14 protein-coding genes are annotated in these 17,231 nt (G+C 71.8%); 7 read left to right on the plus strand and 7 right to left on the minus strand.

All coding sequences use genetic code 11. The features are described from left to right. Positions 1-242: 242 nt before the first annotated feature. From ACIPK3_RS13285 to ACIPK3_RS13295, 3 genes are all read left to right on the plus strand, one after another. Positions 243-1,061 carry an ATP-binding cassette domain-containing protein gene (locus ACIPK3_RS13285; RefSeq protein ID WP_402569092.1) on the plus strand — a complete coding sequence of 273 codons (819 nt, stop codon included), beginning with the start codon at positions 243-245 and terminating at the stop codon, positions 1,059-1,061. Next, positions 1,058-2,116: an ABC transporter permease gene (locus ACIPK3_RS13290; RefSeq protein WP_402569093.1), complete on the plus strand. Its 1,059-nt coding sequence runs from the start codon at positions 1,058-1,060 to the stop codon at positions 2,114-2,116. Before ACIPK3_RS13285 ends, ACIPK3_RS13290 begins: the two co-directional genes overlap by 4 nt. Before the next feature lie 86 nt (positions 2,117-2,202). Beyond that, positions 2,203-3,198 (plus strand): ABC transporter substrate-binding protein, encoded by a 996-nt coding sequence (locus ACIPK3_RS13295; protein WP_402569095.1) that lies wholly within the window; start codon positions 2,203-2,205, stop codon positions 3,196-3,198. 7 nt (positions 3,199-3,205) lie between these two features. Here ACIPK3_RS13295 and ACIPK3_RS13300 read toward each other — a convergent pair whose 3' ends face one another. Further along, on the minus strand, positions 3,206-4,699 hold the full coding sequence (locus ACIPK3_RS13300; protein ID WP_402569097.1) for a cellulose binding domain-containing protein: 1,494 nt from the start codon (positions 4,697-4,699) through the stop codon (positions 3,206-3,208). A gap of 150 nt (positions 4,700-4,849) precedes the next feature. Further along, on the minus strand, positions 4,850-6,193 hold the full coding sequence (locus ACIPK3_RS13305; RefSeq protein ID WP_402569099.1) for a radical SAM protein: 1,344 nt from the start codon (positions 6,191-6,193) through the stop codon (positions 4,850-4,852). Between the two features lie 241 nt (positions 6,194-6,434). On the opposite strand from ACIPK3_RS13305, the gene ACIPK3_RS13310 reads away from it, so the two are divergent. Both ACIPK3_RS13310 and ACIPK3_RS13315 read left to right on the plus strand, forming a co-directional pair. Beyond that, positions 6,435-7,694, plus strand: a complete 1,260-nt coding sequence (locus ACIPK3_RS13310; protein ID WP_402569101.1) for an ROK family transcriptional regulator — start codon at positions 6,435-6,437, stop codon at positions 7,692-7,694. 7 nt (positions 7,695-7,701) lie between these two features. Then, positions 7,702-10,590 (plus strand): glycoside hydrolase family 2 TIM barrel-domain containing protein, encoded by a 2,889-nt coding sequence (locus ACIPK3_RS13315; protein ID WP_402569103.1) that lies wholly within the window; start codon positions 7,702-7,704, stop codon positions 10,588-10,590. On the opposite strand, the gene ACIPK3_RS13320 is transcribed toward ACIPK3_RS13315, so the two are convergent. Next, positions 10,536-11,831 carry an MFS transporter gene (locus tag ACIPK3_RS13320; protein WP_402569105.1) on the minus strand — a complete coding sequence of 432 codons (1,296 nt, stop codon included), beginning with the start codon at positions 11,829-11,831 and terminating at the stop codon, positions 10,536-10,538. The two genes, ACIPK3_RS13315 and ACIPK3_RS13320, sit on opposite strands and share 55 nt — an antisense overlap. Before the next feature lie 70 nt (positions 11,832-11,901). On the opposite strand from ACIPK3_RS13320, the gene ACIPK3_RS13325 reads away from it, so the two are divergent. Further along, a complete protein-coding gene (locus ACIPK3_RS13325; protein WP_402569107.1) occupies positions 11,902-12,471 on the plus strand; it encodes a TetR/AcrR family transcriptional regulator in 570 nt (189 codons plus the stop codon). Here the strand turns inward: ACIPK3_RS13325 and ACIPK3_RS13330 are convergent. Both ACIPK3_RS13330 and ACIPK3_RS13335 read right to left on the minus strand, forming a co-directional pair. Further along, a complete protein-coding gene (locus ACIPK3_RS13330) occupies positions 12,468-12,851 on the minus strand; it encodes a VOC family protein (RefSeq protein ID WP_402569109.1) in 384 nt (127 codons plus the stop codon). The genes ACIPK3_RS13325 and ACIPK3_RS13330 overlap by 4 nt on opposite strands. 107 nt (positions 12,852-12,958) lie before the next feature. Beyond that, complete coding sequence (locus tag ACIPK3_RS13335) at positions 12,959-13,396, minus strand: peptidase inhibitor family I36 protein (protein WP_402569110.1); 438 nt, start codon at positions 13,394-13,396, stop codon at positions 12,959-12,961. 153 nt (positions 13,397-13,549) lie between these two features. Between ACIPK3_RS13335 and mmuM the strand changes: the two genes are divergently transcribed. Next, positions 13,550-14,476 carry a homocysteine S-methyltransferase gene (mmuM, locus tag ACIPK3_RS13340; protein ID WP_402569112.1) on the plus strand — a complete coding sequence of 309 codons (927 nt, stop codon included), beginning with the start codon at positions 13,550-13,552 and terminating at the stop codon, positions 14,474-14,476. 17 nt (positions 14,477-14,493) lie between these two features. Here the strand turns inward: mmuM and ACIPK3_RS13345 are convergent, their stop codons facing one another. Together ACIPK3_RS13345 and ACIPK3_RS13350 are read right to left on the minus strand one after the other, a co-directional pair. Continuing rightward, on the minus strand, positions 14,494-16,071 hold the full coding sequence (locus ACIPK3_RS13345) for a carboxylesterase/lipase family protein (RefSeq protein ID WP_402569114.1): 1,578 nt from the start codon (positions 16,069-16,071) through the stop codon (positions 14,494-14,496). Positions 16,072-16,209: 138 nt separating this feature from the next. Further along, complete coding sequence (locus tag ACIPK3_RS13350; protein WP_402569115.1) at positions 16,210-17,103, minus strand: oxaloacetate decarboxylase; 894 nt, start codon at positions 17,101-17,103, stop codon at positions 16,210-16,212. Positions 17,104-17,231 lie beyond the last annotated feature (128 nt).

Consider the following 17,231-nt stretch of genomic DNA (forward strand, 5'->3'; position numbering starts at 1 on the left):
CGGTGGCCGACGGGTGAGCGTGGCGACGGCCGGAACAGGCCGCTCGGTCGTCACTGTCCGCGATCGCGCCGGCCCCCGGGAGGTACTGGACCGGCCGGCCGTCCGCCGAGCCGCATGTCGTCGTCGCGAACCGCTGTCGACCACTCGGGATCCGGTTCACACCCGGCCCTTGACCAGCGATCCGCCAACATCCCAGAATCATCGGGCTGTCAACACCAACGACATCAACGCGAAGGCACCACATGGCCTCTGCAAGGGAACCACTTCTCACGGCACACGGCGTGGTCAAGCGTTTCGGCCACGTACAGGCGCTTCAGGGCGCCGATTTCACGGCATATCCCGGCGAGGTCGTCGCACTGATCGGTGACAACGGGGCCGGCAAGTCGACTCTGGTCAACGTCCTCTCGGGCGTGCTCGCCCCCGACGCCGGCGAGGTCCGTCTGGACGGTGAACCGGTCCGGTTCACCGGGCCCATGGACGCGCAGCGCCACGGTGTCGAGACCGTCTACCAGGACCTGTCGCTGGCACCCGACCTGGACGCGGCGGCCAACCTGCACCTCGGCAGGGAGCTGTTGCGCGGAGGCCTGCTGGGTCGCCTGGGTGTTCTGGACCGGCCCGCGATGCGACGGGCGGCGGTCAGCGCGTTCGCGGAGCTCGGCGTGGAACTCAAGGACATCACGGCACCTGTGACAACGTTGTCCGGCGGTCAGCGCCAGTCGGTCGCGGTGGCTCGCGCGGTGGCGTTCGCCAACAAGGTCATCTTCATGGACGAGCCGACCGCCGCACTCGGCGTCGTACAGCGCGCCCGTGTGCTGGAGACCGTCCGCAGGGTCGCCGACCGTGGCATCAGCGTCGTACTCATCAGCCACAACATGCCCGAGGTGCTGTCGGTGGCGGACCGGGTCGAGGTGCTGCGGCTGGGCCGCCGGGTCGCCTCGTTCACCGCGGCGGAGACCACGATCGAGGAACTCGTGGGGGCCATGACCGGGTCGCTGGACGACCCCGCACCACGAGCCGCCGCCGGCCCGGCCGCAGCGGTGGAATCGGAGGAGGGGCGATGAGCGCCGACAGCAGCGAAGCGACCGGCCGGGAGTTCACGAAGACCCAACGGCCCGAGGACGCGCGGCTCGCCGTACCGGAGTGGCTGCGGCGGGCGGCCGGGGTCAGTGAGTTGTGGACCTTCCTGATCCTCGTGGCGCTGGTCGTGTTCTTCACCGTCGCCGCGCCCGGCAAGTTCTTCACCACGTACGACATCACGCAGATCGCCGTCAACGCGGCCATCTACCTGGTGCTCGGTGTCGGCATGACGTACGTGATCATCACCGCGGGCATCGACCTGTCGATCGGCTCGGTGCTGGTGCTGGCCGCGGTGGCGGCCGGTGAGTACAACATCCATCACGGCGGGCCCACTTCGGGCTGGGGGACGGTCGCCGTGTGCGTCCTGATCGCCCTCGCCGTCGGCGCGGGGTGGGGCGCGTTGCAGGGAGCGGTGGTGGCGACCGGGAAGGTGCCGCCGCTGATCGTGACGCTCGGCGGCCTGGGCGCGGCGCTGGGCCTGGCGGAGTTGGTGACCGGCGGCCAGGATCCGGCGGGCGCGGCCTCCACCCGTCTTCAGGACACATTGGGGTTCGGCAAGGTGCTCGGCATCCCGTGGATGGTGGTCCTCGCCGCAGTGGTCACGGCGGTGTTCGGCGCCGTGCTGGGCTGCACCAGGTTCGGCAGCCGCACCCTGGCGATCGGCTCGAACCCGGCCGCGGTCCGGCGCGCGGGCATCTCGGTGGGTGGTCATCTGATCAAGGTGTACGGGCTGATGGGGCTGCTGGCGGGGCTGGGCGCGGTGATGTGGCTGGCCTCGTACGGCACGACGTCCATCGCCGGCCACTCCACCGACAACCTGAAGGTGATCACCGCGGTCGTCCTCGGCGGCACCAGCCTGTTCGGCGGACGCGGCTCGGTGCTGGGGACGGTGATCGGCGTCTTCATCCCGGCGGTCCTCACCACCGGTCTGATCGTGATCGGCGTCCAGCAGTACTGGCAGGACGTGGCGGTGGGCGTCGTACTCGTCGCGGCCGTCTACATCGACCAGATGCGCCGCAAGTCCCGGGAACGCGCATGACCGCCGCCCCGGCCCGACCCTCCGGGTCCGCCGACCGGCGGCCCCCCGCTCACCCCGTCCCCGCTCAGATCGAGGAGAACGAGAACATGCCGAACATTCGCAGCAGGCGCAGGCTGTCGGCGGCCGTGTGCACCGTACTGGCACTGACCGGTGCCGCCGCGTGCGGTTCGTCCGACGACGGAGGTTCCGGATCGGCGGGCGCCGCCCACAAGAAGGTCAGACTGGTCACCGGTGTGAAGAGCGATCCGTTCTACATCACCATGAGCTGCGCCGCGCAGGAGGAGGCCAAGGCCAAGGGCATGGACTTCACCACCGACGGTTCCGCGCAGTGGGACGTGTCGGTGCAGCGTCCGCTGATCGACTCGGTGGCGGCGGCCCGGCCCGACGGGCTGCTGGTCTCGCCGGTCGACACCAGCGCGCTCACTCCCTCGCTCAGGCAGATCCAGTCCTCCGGAACGAAGATCGCGTTGGTCGACACCGAGGTCACAGATGCCTCGATAGGCATCACCCGTGTCTCGTCCGACAACGAGAAGGGCGGCCGGGTCGCCGCCGACGCGCTCGCGAAGCTGATGAACGAGAAGGGCTCGGTGATCGTGATCAGCGTCAAGCCCGGTGTCTCCACCACCGACGCGCGGATCAAGGGCTTCACCGAGGAGATGAGCAAGTACCCGGGCATCAAGGTGCTGCCGACCCTGTACGACAACGACCTGCCGGCCACCGCGGCCTCCCAGATCCAGTCGACCCTGGCGGCCCACCCCGACCTCGGGGGTGTCTTCGCGGGCAACACCAACACCGGCAAGGGCATCGCCACCGGGCTCAAGCAGGCCGGGAAGCAGGGTGCCGTGAAGGTCGCCGCGTTCGACGCCGAGCCGGAGGAGATCGAGGCGCTCAAGGCGGGCACCCTCCAGGTGCTGGTCGCCCAGGATCCGGCCGGGATCGGCAGGCAGGCCGTCGACCAACTGGCGGCTGCGTTCGAGGGCAAGCCGGTGCAGAAGTCGGTGGGGACCACGATGGTGGCCATCACCAAGGCGAACATGGGCGACCCGTCGGTCAGCAAGTACTTCTACAAGTCGGACTGCTGAGCCGACATCAGTTCAGCGTGCAGGCCGACCCGTTGAGGGTGAAGTCGTACGGCGCCGAGTTCCGGCCGCTCCAGGTGCCGAGGAAACCGAAGGTGAGCGTGCCGCCCGCGGCGACCGAAGGGTCGTAGTCGGGGGCGGTCGCGGTCACCCGGGAGCCCAGTTGACCGGCGGACGCGTCCCAGGTCCGGCCGGTCCGCTGGCCGTCACGGAAGGACCAGGACACCTGCCAGCCGGTGAGTGCCTTCGGGGTGGTGACGGTGACGGTGGCCTGGAACCCTCCGGGCCACTGGCTCACCAGGTCGTAGCCGACGCGGCAGCCGGGTGCGGACCTGGCGGCGCGGTCGGGCCTGGCGGCGGCACGAGGACTGACGGTGGTCCGGGACCCGGTCGGGCCGGTGGACGGGATGGCGGCTGCCGTCGGCGCGGGGGCGGTGGTGGGCGCCGAGGCGGTCGCGGAGGCCGAGGACGGCAGCGGGTCGACGGACGGCAGGCTGAGGCCGGGGTCGGAGAGCGTCCGACGGTCGTCGCGGGCGTCCGCGGCGTCGTCGCCGGAGCCGCCGAGCGGCATCATCGACACGCCGAGCGCGAGGCCCGACAGCAGGACGGCGGTGGCCATCAGGCCGCCGCACACCACACGGGTGCGGCCCACCGCCTCCTTCGGCTCGCCGGTGTCCGTGTCGGCCGTCGGCTCGGCGGGGCGGCCCGCACCGCGTACGTCGGCGGCCCTGCGGCGTCGCTCCAGATAGGCGGAACCGCCCCAGCCGAGCACCCCGTCGGCCAGCGCGGTGGGCAGCGCGCCGTCGTGCCGGCGCAGGCAGGCGGCGGCTTCCGCACAGCACTCACAGGTGGCGAGGTGCCGGAAGAGGTCGTCGGGCAGTGCGGCGGCGGATGTGCGGGAGACCGCGGCGAGCAGCCGGGCGTAGCCGCGGCATCGCGCTTCCATTGGCGTGTCGAGGTGCGCGCGGTGGCAGCGGTCCCGGAACAGGTCGCGCACCTGGTCCAACTCCCGGCCCGTGGTGGCCGGGTCGATGCCGAGGCGGCGGGCGACGGCGGTCAGCGGCAGTGCCTCCACCTCGGCCAGCCACAGCAGGGACGCGTCCGGCTCCCGCATGTCGCGCAGGCCCCGCAGGGCGATCGGGCGCTGGAGCGGTGGCCCGGTGTAGCGGGCGGCCTGGTCGGATTCGAGCCACAGTCGCAGGTCGGGGTCGAGCAGGTGGCCGAGGCCGCCGGCCTCCCAGCCGGCCGCGGTCGTGCGTACGGCGGTGAGCAGCAGCGGGATCACCGGCAGCCGGGTTCCGGCGCGGCGGCCGGTACCACGCACGGCGGCGGCTTCGGCGGCCCGGGTCTCACGCGTGACGAGCGCGAACGCCTCCGTGGCCAGCCGGCTGGCGGCCCGGGAGCCGGACGATGTGCACAGATCCGCATAGCAGAGCACCGCCTCCCAGCACTCGGTGTACAGCGCGGCCTCTGCTGAGTCCTGGAGGGTCGGCAGGTGGGGCATGGAACTCCCGCATCACTTGCGAGGCCAACTCGCCATTTGGGCAACGAAGTTGGGGGGAGCCTCGCGGCAGGAGCCGAGCCTTTCACGTGTTCGACACAAGTGACAAGCCGCTTGTCCGAATCCGGTGGCCGCCTCGCGGGTCCGCCGGGATCACGCCCGAGCGGACTCCCCCACCGGCTCCTCCGCCGGATCCGTCGCGGGCAGGCTGTCCATGAAGGAGCTGACCGAGAACACGGCTCGGCCGGGTCCGGGCTGCCCGTAGCCGGGGGGCGAGGCGAGGCCGAACTCGTCCATGGTGGCGCGGTACGCCTCCAGCAGGCGGATGTGGTACTCCAGCGGCGCGCCCTGCGGGTTGGCCTTGCCGAGCGGGGTGGTCGGCTCGGGGCACCAGGTGGTGAACCGGGGGGTGATGCCGTGCGACATGAAGAAGCGCAGGCCCTCGGTGGTGGACGCGATCGCCTCGTCGACGGTGGTGAAGCCGGAGGGCTCGGCCATCTCGACGCCCGCGACGAAGTTGGGGATCACGTTGCGGGCGCCGAAGATGTCCGCCGAGTCGAGGATGCGCTTGTGCCACTCGTCGCGGCCGACGTAGCGCTCCTTGCCGGGGCAGTACAGCTCGAACAGCCTGCGGTCCCACACCTCGTAGTTGGGGTGGTAGATCTGGATGCCGTAGTCCTTGAACCGCTGGACGTCGTCCTTGGGCAGCGCCTGGGCGACGACCTTGCCGATCCAGCGGCCGGGGAAGTGCTCCTCGATGGCCTTGGCGTAGCGGCCGTAGAAGTCCGCCTCGTCGCGGCCGCCGACGGTCTTGGTGATCGCGCCGCCGGTGAGCGTGTAGGCGGTGGACGCCTTGGCGGTGTCGTAGCGGTCGATGATCTCCAGGGCTTCGAGGACCTCGTCGACGTCCTTCACCCCGGTGTAGGGCCGCCCGGCCGCCTTGTGCTGGCGCCAGTTGTGGTTGATGTCACAGTACTGGCACTCCTCCTTGGCGCCGAAGTACTGGCAGACCCGGAAGACGGTCAGGTAGATCAGGTAACCCCACTGGATCGTGGGAGCCACCTCCATCACGGACTTCCCGTTGGAGAGCTTGTGCCGGTAGTACTCCGGCATGGGCGGCACGCCCACGTCCGCGATCCGCTTCCCGTCGAGGTAGAGCCCGAGGAGCCCCTCCTCGTCGGCGGCGACCCGGTACGGCGAGGTCGGGTTCACGCGCACCGAGACGACGGTGCGCCGCAGGTCGTACGGCCCGCCGGTGAGGATGATCTCCTCCGGGGGTCGCCGGAGCGCGGCCTCGCCCAGCTCGGGCAGGGTGCCGTGGTCGAAGGAGAAGATGAAGTACGACTTCGGCTTGACCTCGCCGTTCTCGTTGTCGGAGAGCGCGGAGGCGTCGAAGGCGACCCCGCCGCGGAGCAGGTCCTCCTTGAAGACGGCTTCCCGCGGAACATGCGGGAACCTCTCCATCAGATCCTCGACCAGCGCGGTGCGGCTGCCCATCCCGTGTCTCCTCCCGGCTCAGGCGTTCGGCTCCTCACGGTATGCCCCCGGCCGCGCGTCTTCGGCGCCGGGGGGTCCCCGGGCGCCGGGCGTGTCCTGGAGCGGGACTGCCGGGGCGCCGCGCGGGGCACCCGGTCACCAGTCGCGCGAACTTCTTCTTCCTGCCCTTTTCACATCCCTTGTAGAAAGCCCCGCCGGCCCATAACCTGGCGCGGAACCGGACGTCGAGAGGGGCAGCTCCGTGAAGCGCACTTCACGTGACATCCGCACCGCGAACCGCTACGACGTACTGCGCGAGATCATCGCCACCTCCCCCGTCTCCCGACAGGAACTCGCGACCGCCACCGGGCTCAGCCTGGCCACGGTCGCCACGCTGGTCGGGGAACTGCTGGAACTCCACGTGATCACGGAGGTCGGCTACGAGGACTCGGCCGGGGGCCGCCCCCGGGGGCTGGTCGCCGTCAACGCGCCGGGCGGCGCGCTCGTCGGGGTGGACATCGCCGAGACGTACATCCAGGCCGAACTCTTCGACCTCGCGCTGAACGTGGTGGCCCGGGCCACGGAGGACATGCGGCCCGGCGAGAGCCGCCCGGAACAGGTGGTCCGTGATGTCGCGGCGGCTGTCGGCGCGGTGGTCGCGGCGGCCGGGAGCGCGGCGGAGCGGGTACTCGGCGTCGGGGTGAGCGTGCCGGGTCAGGTGGACCGCGACACGGGCGTGTGCGCCTACGCGCCCAACTGGGGCTGGCACGACGTGCCGCTGCGCGATCTTCTCGCCGGGCAGCTCCCCCACCCGCTGCATCTGGACAACCCGCTGCGCGCCTGCATGGTCGCGGAGTTGTGGTTCGGGGCCGCGCGCGGGCGCACGGACGCCGTGGTGGTCAACCTGGGCACGGGCGTCGGCGCGGGTCTCGCACTCGGCGGCGGGCTGCACCGGGGGGTCAGCAACAGCGCCGGTGAGTGGGGGCACACCACTCTCGTCCTGGACGGACGCCTGTGCCACTGCGGCAACCACGGCTGTGTGGAGACGTATGTCGGCGCGCCCGGCATCATGCAGAGCCTGCGCGAACTGAGCCCCGGCAGCCCACTGCTGCATCCCGGGGACCAGACCGCGACCATCGACGCGCTGGCCCGGGGACTCGCCGAACAGGACCCGGTCGCGGTGAAGACGGTTCAGGAGACGGCTCGTTACCTGGGAGCGGGCATCTCCGACCTGGTCAATCTCCTCAATCCCGAAGTGGTGGTGCTCAGCAGTTGGGTCGCCGCCCGGCTGGGCGAGCCGCTGCTCGACGAGGTGCGCGCGGCCGTCGCCCGGCACGCGCTGCGGCGGCCGCTGGCCGCCACCGAGATCGTCCTCTCGCCGATACCCACCGACCCGGTGTCGCTAGGCGCGGCGGCTTTCGCCCTGGAAGGGGCGCTGCGACCGGCCGGGCGGCGGACCGCGGGCAGGCGCACCACGACCCCCGCGAGGAGTCACGCAGACCGGCGTCAAGGACCCTCCTAGGAGACCGATGTCCCTCCGCAGCACCACGGCTTCATCATCCATCGACCACATCGAGGACGTGTCCCCGGGGAGCGGGACGCTGCCGCCCCGTGCCTGGTACGCCTCGTCCGACACCGAGTCCCTCACACTCAACGGAAGTTGGCGTTTCCGGTTGGCCGAGCGCGCCGACGCCCACGACGAGGGTTTCGCGGCGGAGGGATACGACACCGGGGACTGGGCCGAGGTGACGGTTCCGGGCCACTGGGTGCTCCAGGGGCACGGCAGGCCCGTCTACACGAACCACCTCTACCCCTTCCCGGTGGACCCGCCCCGTGTCCCGACCGAGAACCCCACCGGCGACCACGTACGCGTCTTCGACCTGCCGCCCGACTGGCCGGCGGACGGGGGCGCGGTGCTGCGCTTCGACGGGGTCGAGTCATGTGCCCGGGTCTGGCTGAACGGCACGGACGTCGGGGACTTCAAGGGCTCCCGGCTGCCGCACGAGTTCGCGGTCGGCCATCTGCTGAAGCCGGTCGGCAACACCCTGGCCGTACGTGTCCACCAGTGGTCCGCCGGGTCGTACCTGGAGGACCAGGACCAGTGGTGGCTGCCCGGCATCTTCCGTGACGTGACGCTGCTGCACCGGCCGCGGGGCGGCGTCGCCGACCACTTCGTGCACGCCTCGTACGACCATGTCACCGGTGAGGGAACCCTGTGCGTCGACTCGGACGAGCCCGGCCGGGTCACCGTGCCGGACCTGGGTGTCGACATCGCCACCGGGGTCACGGTGACCACGCCGGTGCGGCCCTGGTCCGCGGAGACGCCCACGCTGTACGACGGTGTACTGGCCACCGAGGGCGAGCGGGTGCCGCTGCGCATCGGCTTCCGGACCGTCGAGCGGGCCGACGGCCTGCTCAAGGTCAATGGCAGGCCGGTGCTGTTCCGGGGAGTCAACCGGCACGAGTGGCATCCGGAGCACGGCCGCGCCCTCGACCTGGAAACCATGCGCGAGGACGTACTGTTGATGAAGCGTCACAACATCAACGCGGTCCGCACCTCGCACTACCCTCCGCACCCCGCCTTCCTCTCCCTGTGCGACGAGTACGGCCTGTGGGTCGTCGACGAGTGCGACCTGGAGACCCATGGCTTCACCGAACAGGCCTGGCGGAACAACCCCACCGACGACGAGCGCTGGACTCCGGCGCTGCTCGACCGTGCCGCCCGGACGGTCGAGCGCGACAAGAACCATCCGTCGGTCGTCATCTGGTCCCTCGGCAACGAGGCGGGCACCGGCCGAGGTCTCACCGCGATGGCCGACTGGATCCACGGCCGGGACCCCGCACGGATCGTGCACTACGAGGGTGACATCAACTGCCGTGACACGGACGTCTATTCACGGATGTATGCGGACCACGCGGAGGTCGAGCGGATCGGCCGAGGCCTGGACGGCGGACCTCGCGGGCGGCGCGAACTCCCCTTCATCCTCTGCGAGTACGGGCACGCCATGGGCAACGGCCCCGGTGGGCTCGCCGACTACCAGCGGATCTTCGAGTCGTACGACCGGCTCCAGGGCGGTTTCGTCTGGGAGTGGATCGACCACGGCATCAAGGACGACCGGTACGGGTTCGCATACGGCGGCGACTTCGGCGAGGAGCTGCACGACGGCAACTTCGTCTGCGACGGACTGCTGTTCCCGGACCGGCGCCCGTCCCCCGGGCTGGCCGAGCTCAAGAAGGTGATCGAGCCGGTCCGTATCGAGGGCCTCGGCACGGGCGGCACCGTCCGAATCACCAACAGGCACGACTTCGCGGACCTCTCCGCGCTCGCCTTCACCTGGTCGTACGAGGTGGACGGCGAACCGGTGGCGACCGGCCCGCTCCCGGTACCGGCCCTGGCACCCGGCGAGAGCGCCGACGTGCCGCTGCCGGAGCCGCCGGTGGCGGCCACCGCGCCGGACGAGGCATGGTGGACGGTTCGGGCGTGTCTGGCCGCCGACACCGCCTGGGCACCGGAGGGGCACGTGGTCGCGTGGGGCCAGTGCCAGGTGACGGCACGCCGGGTGCCGTCCGCCGCAGCCGGGTCCGCCACCGCCGCACCCCGACCCCGGCCCGCCGCGGGCCGCATCACGCTCGGCCCGGCCGACTTCGACGCCCGCACCGGAACGCTGCTCGGCATCGGCGGCCTGGCGGTGCACGGACCGCGGCTCGATGTGTGGCGGGCGACCACCGACAACGACGACGGCGCGGACTGGCGGACCGGCGTCAGCCACGGGCCCCTGTGGCGCGCGCTCGGTCTGCACCGCATGCGGCACCGGCTCGACGGCGTGCACGCCGACGCCGACGCCCTGACGGTACGCACCCGGGTGGCGGCCGCCGGGCGCGAGACGGGCCTCGCGACGGTGTACCGGTGGACGTCGGACGGCACCCGGCTGAAGCTGACCGTCTCCGTCACGCCCGAGGGCGACTGGACGGTACCGCTGCCCCGGCTCGGCATCCGGCTGGGGCTGGCCGGGGCGGACACGGTGCGCTGGTTCGGTGGCGGTCCCGGCGAGGCGTACCCGGACTCCAGAGCGGCGTCCGCGATCGGCCGCTGGCACTCGACCGTGGACGGCATGCAGACGCCGTACGTCCGCCCGCAGGAGAACGGCGCCCGCGCGGACGTCCGCTGGGCGGAGATCGGCGGACTGCGCATCGAGGGCGACCCGGAGTTCTGGTTCACCGCCCGCCGCTGGACCACCGAGCGGCTGGACGCCGCCGCGCACCGCAGCGACCTCACGCCGGACGGCACGGTCTGGGTGAACCTCGACCACGGACTGCACGGCATCGGCTCCGCGTCCTGCGGTCCGGGCCCCCTGCCCGGGTACTACCTGTGGGCCGGGCCCGCCGAGTTCTCATTCGTGTTCTCGGCCACCGGCTGACACGCGGGTCCGGGGCTCCCGGCGCCGGGCCGGGCGCCCCGGCCCCGGACCGGAGTACCCAGCGCCGCGCCCGCGATCAGCACGCAGCAGCCGCCCGCGACCAGCGCGACCGGCGCCGTGCCATGGCGTTCGGCCGCCCATGTGAGCAGCGCCGCGCCGACCGGCGCCGCCGAGTAGTGCAGGGTCCAGAAGGCGGAGGTGACTCGGCCCAGGAGGGGTTCCGGTGTGACTTCCTGACGGAGTGACATCGAGCAGGTGCCGGCCATGGCGACACAGCCCAGGAAGGCGGCGCTCAGGGCCGCCACCGCGGGTACGCCGCGCACCCACCCGAGCCCCGCGAACGCCAGACCGCACACCGCGACCGAGCCGGTCCAGGTCGGCCCGAAGCCGATCCCCCGGCGGACGCGCGCGACGAGCAGGGATCCGGCGATCGTGCCCAGCGCGGCGACCGCCATCACGGTGCCGACCGTGCCGTCACCGTGGCCCAGGTCGTGCTTCAGGTGGTAGATGACCAGGTCGGTCAGGCCGAGGGTGAGGAAGCTGAACCCGGTCAGCAGGACGGTGAGCGACCGCAGTACGGGGTGACCGCGCAGGAACGAGACGCCGGTGCGCAGATCCCGCCACAGGGAGGTGTCCCCGGCGCGCCGTTCGTCCCCGCCGCGCCCGCCGAGCCGTACGAAGGCCAGGCAGGCCGCGGACACCCCGAAGCTCGCCGCGTCCACGGCCACCGCGGCGGCCGGTCCGGTCCAGGCGGCCACGATGCCCGCGCCCAGCGGACCGAGTACGCCCGCCGCGGCCGCAGTGGCGTTCAGCCGGCCGTTGGCCTCGGTGAGCCGTCCGGTGCCGACCAGTCCGCGTACGACGGTGACGTAGCCGACGGCGAACAGCATCCCGACGGCCTCGCACACCGGCAGCACGGTGTACAGCACCCAGATGTGCGGTCCGGCCAGCCACACCAGCGGAATCAGCCCGTACAGCACCATGCGGACGAGATCGCAGGCGATCAGCAGTCTGCGGCGGTCCACGCGGTCGACCAGCGCCCCGGCGAAGACCGCCGCGACCACGGACGCCGCCGAGCCGACCGCGGTCAGCAGGCCCATCCGGGCGATCGATCCGGTGGCCTGGAGGACCAGCAGGGGCAGCGCGACGAGCGCGAAGGAGTCACCGAGGAAGGAGAGGGTCTGCGCGGTCCAGAAGACGCCGAAGTTCCGTTGCCGCCACAACGGCTGTTCACCGGTCACCGTTCTCGCTCTCCGAACCTGGATACTCTTGGACCAAACCTGGACACCCTAGGAAAGGTGAGTGGCTTCCATGGCCCGTGCGGGGCTGACCGCCGACCGGCTGGTCGCGGCCGCGGCCGAACTCGCGGACGAGGCCGGCTTCGAGAACGTCACCCTCTCCGCACTGGCCCGCCGCTTCAAGGTGAAGGACGCGAGCCTCTACGGGCATGTGCGCAACCTTCAGGACCTGCGCACGCGGCTCGCGCTGTACACGGGCGCCGAGTTGATCGAACGGATCGCGGCCGCCGTGGCCGGCCGGGCCGGAAAGGACGCCCTGACCGCGTTCGCCGGCGCCTACCGCGCATACGCGCTGGAACGGCCCGGCCGTTACGCGGCCACCCAGATCCGCATCGACCAGTCCCTGGTCGCCGACTCCCCCGCCATGCGCCGCACCGCCGAGATCACCTACGGCATGCTGCGCGCCTACGGCCTCGCCGAACCCGACCTCACCGACGCGGTACGACTGCTGCGCAGCACCTTCCACGGCTACTGCGCCCTGGAGTCCACCGGCGCCTTCGGCGCCGACCGCGACGTACAGGCGTCCTGGGACAAGGCGGTCGACGCCCTGCACATCACCCTCGAACACTGGCCGCGCTCCTAGGCGCTGTCCCCCTGGCCCGCGCGCTCCGGGGCACCACGCTCCACGCAGAACTCGTTCCCCTCCGGGTCGGCGAGCACCGCCCAGCCCGTGCCGTCCTCGCGCCTCTGGTCGTCGACGAGGGCGGCCCCGAGGGCGAGCAGACGAGCCACCTCCTCGTCGCGCGTGCGGTCCTGCGGCTGAAGGTCCAGATGGACGCGGTTCTTCACGGTCTTGGGGTCCGGCACGGTGACGAACAGCAGACCCGCGCCCTCGATCAACGCCTCCGCGTCACCGGGATGGTCGTCCTTGTGCAGGGGCTCGCCGAGGACCTGGGACCAGAAGCCGGCGAGAGCGTAGGCGTCGGCACAGTCGATCGTCACGTGCCGGATCTTGGAAGTCATGCCGGGCATTGTGTCGGGCGGATCCCGGGAGGAGAAGCGATTTTCGCGGGGCGGACCCGGTGTGGGCCGACCGCTGCCGGACGACCCACACCCGCACTCGAATCCGCCTAGCAGTGCGCGACGGTCTTGGCGCTCTCGGCCTCGTCGTTGAAGACCCAGCCGTACTTCAGGTTGGTGATGTCCACGTGCGGCTTGACGCAGATCGAGTAGCCCGAGTAGTCGTCGTTGTCGTAGATCCGGATGTTGTAGCTGGTGTTGTTGATCAGCGACGTGATCTCGTTGTCACCGTCCCAACCGTCTATCTGGTACTTCTGGTTGGTGCCGGTGGGCTTCCAGTTGACGTACTTGCTGCCGGTGTAGCTGGCGTCCTCGTACATGCAGATGCGGCCGGAGTCGCAGCTCCAGCTCTGGGCCTCGGCCGCGGTGCCGTCCTGTGCGTGAGCCGGGACGGTTCCGAGGGCGACGAGCGCGGTCGTCGCGGCGAACCCGAGGGTCGCGCCGCGACCGAGGCGGCCCACGAGGACCTTCATCTTCGAACCTGTCATGACTTGTTCCCCCATACTTTGACGAGGCCCGCCTTCGGAAGTGGCTTGAGTTGCGCACGGTCTGACCGAAGGGGACCGATCAAGGAGCCTAGGAAGTCGATCAATGACGATCAACCGATTTTCCGAGCGGGCGGACCCCTGTAGCGTCGTGACATGAGCGGTATCGCGTCCCCCAACCTCGCGCAGGCCCTGGCCGCCGGGGCGGTCGTGCTCGACGGCGGGCTGTCCAACCAGCTGGAGGCCGCCGGGCACGATCTGGGCGGTGCGCTGTGGACGGCGCGGCTGCTGGCGGAGTGTCCCGAGGCGGTGGTGGAGGCGCACCTCGCCTACTACAGGGCGGGCGCGGACGTGGCGACCACCGCCAGTTACCAGGCCGGCTTCGAGGGGTTCGCGCGGCTCGGGACCGGACGGGCGGAGACGGCTCGGCTGCTGGCGCTGAGCGTGGAACTGGCTCGGGAGGCGGTACGGCGGGCACGAGCCGGGGGGATCGGGCGGCCACTGTGGGTGGCGGCGTCGGCCGGGCCGTACGGGGCGGTGCTCGCAGACGGCTCCGAGTACCGCGGCCGGTACGGACTGAGCATCGATGAGCTGGAGCGCTTCCACCGGCCGCGTCTGGAGGTACTGGCGGCGGCCGCTCCGGACGTCCTGGCGCTGGAGACGGTCCCGGACACGGATGAGGCCACGGCGCTGCTGCGGGCGGTGCGCGGGCTGGGGGTGCCGGCCTGGTTGTCGTACACGGTCGACGGGGACCGCACCCGGGCCGGGCAGCCGCTGGAGGAGGCGTTCGCCCTGGCCGGTGACGTGGAGGAGGTCATCGCGGTCGGCGTCAACTGCTGTGCTCCGGGGGACGTGGAGCACGCGGTCCGGACGGCGGCGCGGGTGACCGGCAAGCCGGTCGTCGCCTACCCCAACAGCGGGGAGGTCTGGGACGCCGAGTCCCACGTCTGGAGTGGCCGGGCCGGTTTCACGGGCGGGCAGGCCCGGGCGTGGCGGGCCGCGGGTGCCCGGCTGGTCGGGGGCTGCTGCCGGGTGGGACCGGCGGAGATCGCGTCGGTCGCCCGGGAGTTGCGTGCGGCCTGAGCGGCCGGGGCACCAGGTCAGGGACGGCGGGCGCCGACCGAACGGCGCAGGCGGCGTACCGCCGACATCGGTTCCGTACTGCGCACGGGTGCGCCCGGCTCGTGCGGGACGGTGGTGTCCGCAGTCCACAGCGCGAGTTCGGGGTCCCGGGGGCCGTAGGCGATGTGCGGCGGGCCGTCGCCCAGGATCTGTACGGGGTGCGCGGTGTGCCAGGGCTCCCAGCCGGGGTCCCCGGTCTCGGCGAAGCGCACCCAGGCCGTGTGCATGGTGTCGCACAGCTCCCGGGGCGCGCCCTCGCCGGCGAGCCTCGCGGAGTCCGGGACGTCGCCGGTGTCGAAGACGAAGCCGAGCTCCAGGGCGTGGCAGGCGCGCAGTCCGGGCCGGTTGGGGAGGGCGGGGAGGTTGGAGGGCCAGGCGAACTCGTAGACGTACGAGACTCCGGGGCGGGCGTCGGCGAGGCACTGGAGCGGGCGGCGGAGCAGGTGGTCGGTGACCATCTGCCCGACGATCTCGGAGGTGCCGGCTTCGGGGTGCAGAGCGCGGTACCCGCGGGGTACCTCGTGGCCGCAGCGGCAGCGGGCCATCGCGCCGGCGAGCGCGACCGGGCCGAGCCGGTCGACGCGTTCCACCAGGCCGCCCGGTACCAGCCAGAGCCGGTACTCGTCGCGGGTCCAGCCCATGAGCAGGTCGACGTCCCGGGCGGCCGTGCCGTCGATCAGGGCGTCGAGGGGGTGGCGCGGGACGAGGTCGCCGTCCACGACGACACCGAAGGCGGGGCCGCCCAGGACGGGGCTGCTGAGTCGGCCCACCTCCGCCTGGGTGCTCAGCAGCAGGTCGCGGTCGACGGCGGCGAAGGCCTCGGCGGTGGCCGGGATCCTGAGCCGGTTGGCCATCCGGCGCACCATGCGCCGTACCTTGTCGCGTTCCGACGCCTCCGGCGCGCCGCTCTGCAGTACGGCGCGGCGCACCAGGCCCTGGGCGGGCGGGGCGGCGACGAGGGCGCCGACGCTGATCGCACCGGCCGACTGACCGGCGAGGGTCACGCGGCCGGGGTCGCCGCCGAAGGCACCGATCGACTCGTGCACCCAGGCGAGCGCGGCGAACTGGTCGCGCAGTCCGGGGTTGGCAGGGGTGTCGGGAAAGAGGCCGTAGCCTTCCACGCCGAGCCGGTAGTTGACCGAGACGAGGACGACGCCGTCCCGGGCGAAGCCGTGGCCGCCGTAGACGGGTACCGCGGACGAGCCGCGTGTCAGCGCGCCGCCGTGCAGCCACACCAGGACCGGGAGCCGGGCGCCGGGGCCCGGCTCGGGGGTCCAGACGTTCAGGTTGAGGCAGTCGTCGCCGCCCACGGTGGGGTCGGACAGGTACTGCGCGAAGGCCTCGGAGTACGGCGGTTTCGGCGCGGTGGGGCCGAAGGCGCCAGCGTCACGCACACCGTCCCAGGGCTCGGGCGGCTCCGGTGGCCGAAACCGGCGGGCACCGAAGGGCGGGGCGGCGTACGGGATGCCGCGGAAGACCGCGATCCCGCGTTCGTACCTGCCGCGCACCGCCCCGTACGGCGTGGTGGCCACGGGGCCGGACCGGTCTGCCGTCATCCGCCCACCAGCTCCTCCCTCGCGTCCTCCCACGCGCTCGCGCGCCCGTATTTCCAGAGCATCACATCGGCTCCGGGTATTCCGGTGCAGGGGGCGGCCGGGGGGCCGTTCGGGTGACCGTGAGCGGCGGCGTTCCGTTCAGTCGCTCCGGTGCGGGGCCCCCTCCGTGCCGACCAGTGCGGGCTCGGGGGCGAGGCGGTCGCGGGCGATGTTGCGCTCCAGCAGGGTGGTGGACGCCTTGACGCCGACGCCGCTCGCCGCGTCCACCTCGGGCAGCCGGCCGTCGGTGGCCTTCAGCCCGGTGAGTGCGGAGTCCATCGCCGCGTGGGCGGCGAACAGGCAGGGGGTGCTGTAGATGGCGACGTCCACGCCCAGTTCGCTCAGCTCGGTGAGCGAGAGCCGGGGTGACTTGCCGCCGGCGATCTGGTTGAACAGCAGCGGCTTGGCACCGACGACCTCACGGATCCGGCGGATCCAGTCGACGCTGCGCACCCCGTCCACCAGGACCACGTCGGCGTCGGTGGCGGCCAGCCGCTCGGCCCGGTGCAGGATGTCGTGCTCGTCGGTGGCGTCCGTGCGGGCCACGACGAGCAGGTCCTGACGGGTCGCCAGCACCTTCTCCAGCTTCTCCAGGTACTCGTCCAGCGGCAGCACCTGCTTGCCCTCGGCGTGCCCGCACCGGCGCGGCCGTTTCTGGTCCTCCAGGATCACCCCGGAGGCCCCGATCCGTTCGAGTCCCTCCACGACGTGACAGGCGACCTCCGGGTCGACGTACCCGTCGTCGATGTCCACCAGCAGGTGGTGACGCGGGAACGCGCCTCGCAGCCGGTGCACGAACGCCAGCATGTCCGGCCAGGCGATGAAGCCGATGTCCGGCAGCCCGTAGTACGAGGCCGCGAATCCGAAGCCGGAGACGAACATGCCGTCGTAGTGCTTGGCGGCGATGGAGGCCGAGTACATGTCGTACACGCCGATCAACGGGGTGGTCCCCGGTGCGGCGATCTGCTCGCGCAGCTTCTTACCGTAAGTCACCGTCTGGCTCCTCGTGTGGATGAGCTTTGCCGGGACAAGAGGATCTCTAGATATTCACGTGACCCTTCGTGTGCGCGAGCTTTACTCACCCCAACGGACCAGCTTGTTCACCGTCAGGCACAGGGCCG

This window comes from Streptomyces sp. NPDC086787 (genome assembly GCF_044745865.1).
Taxonomy (GTDB): Bacteria; Actinomycetota; Actinomycetes; order Streptomycetales; family Streptomycetaceae; genus Streptomyces.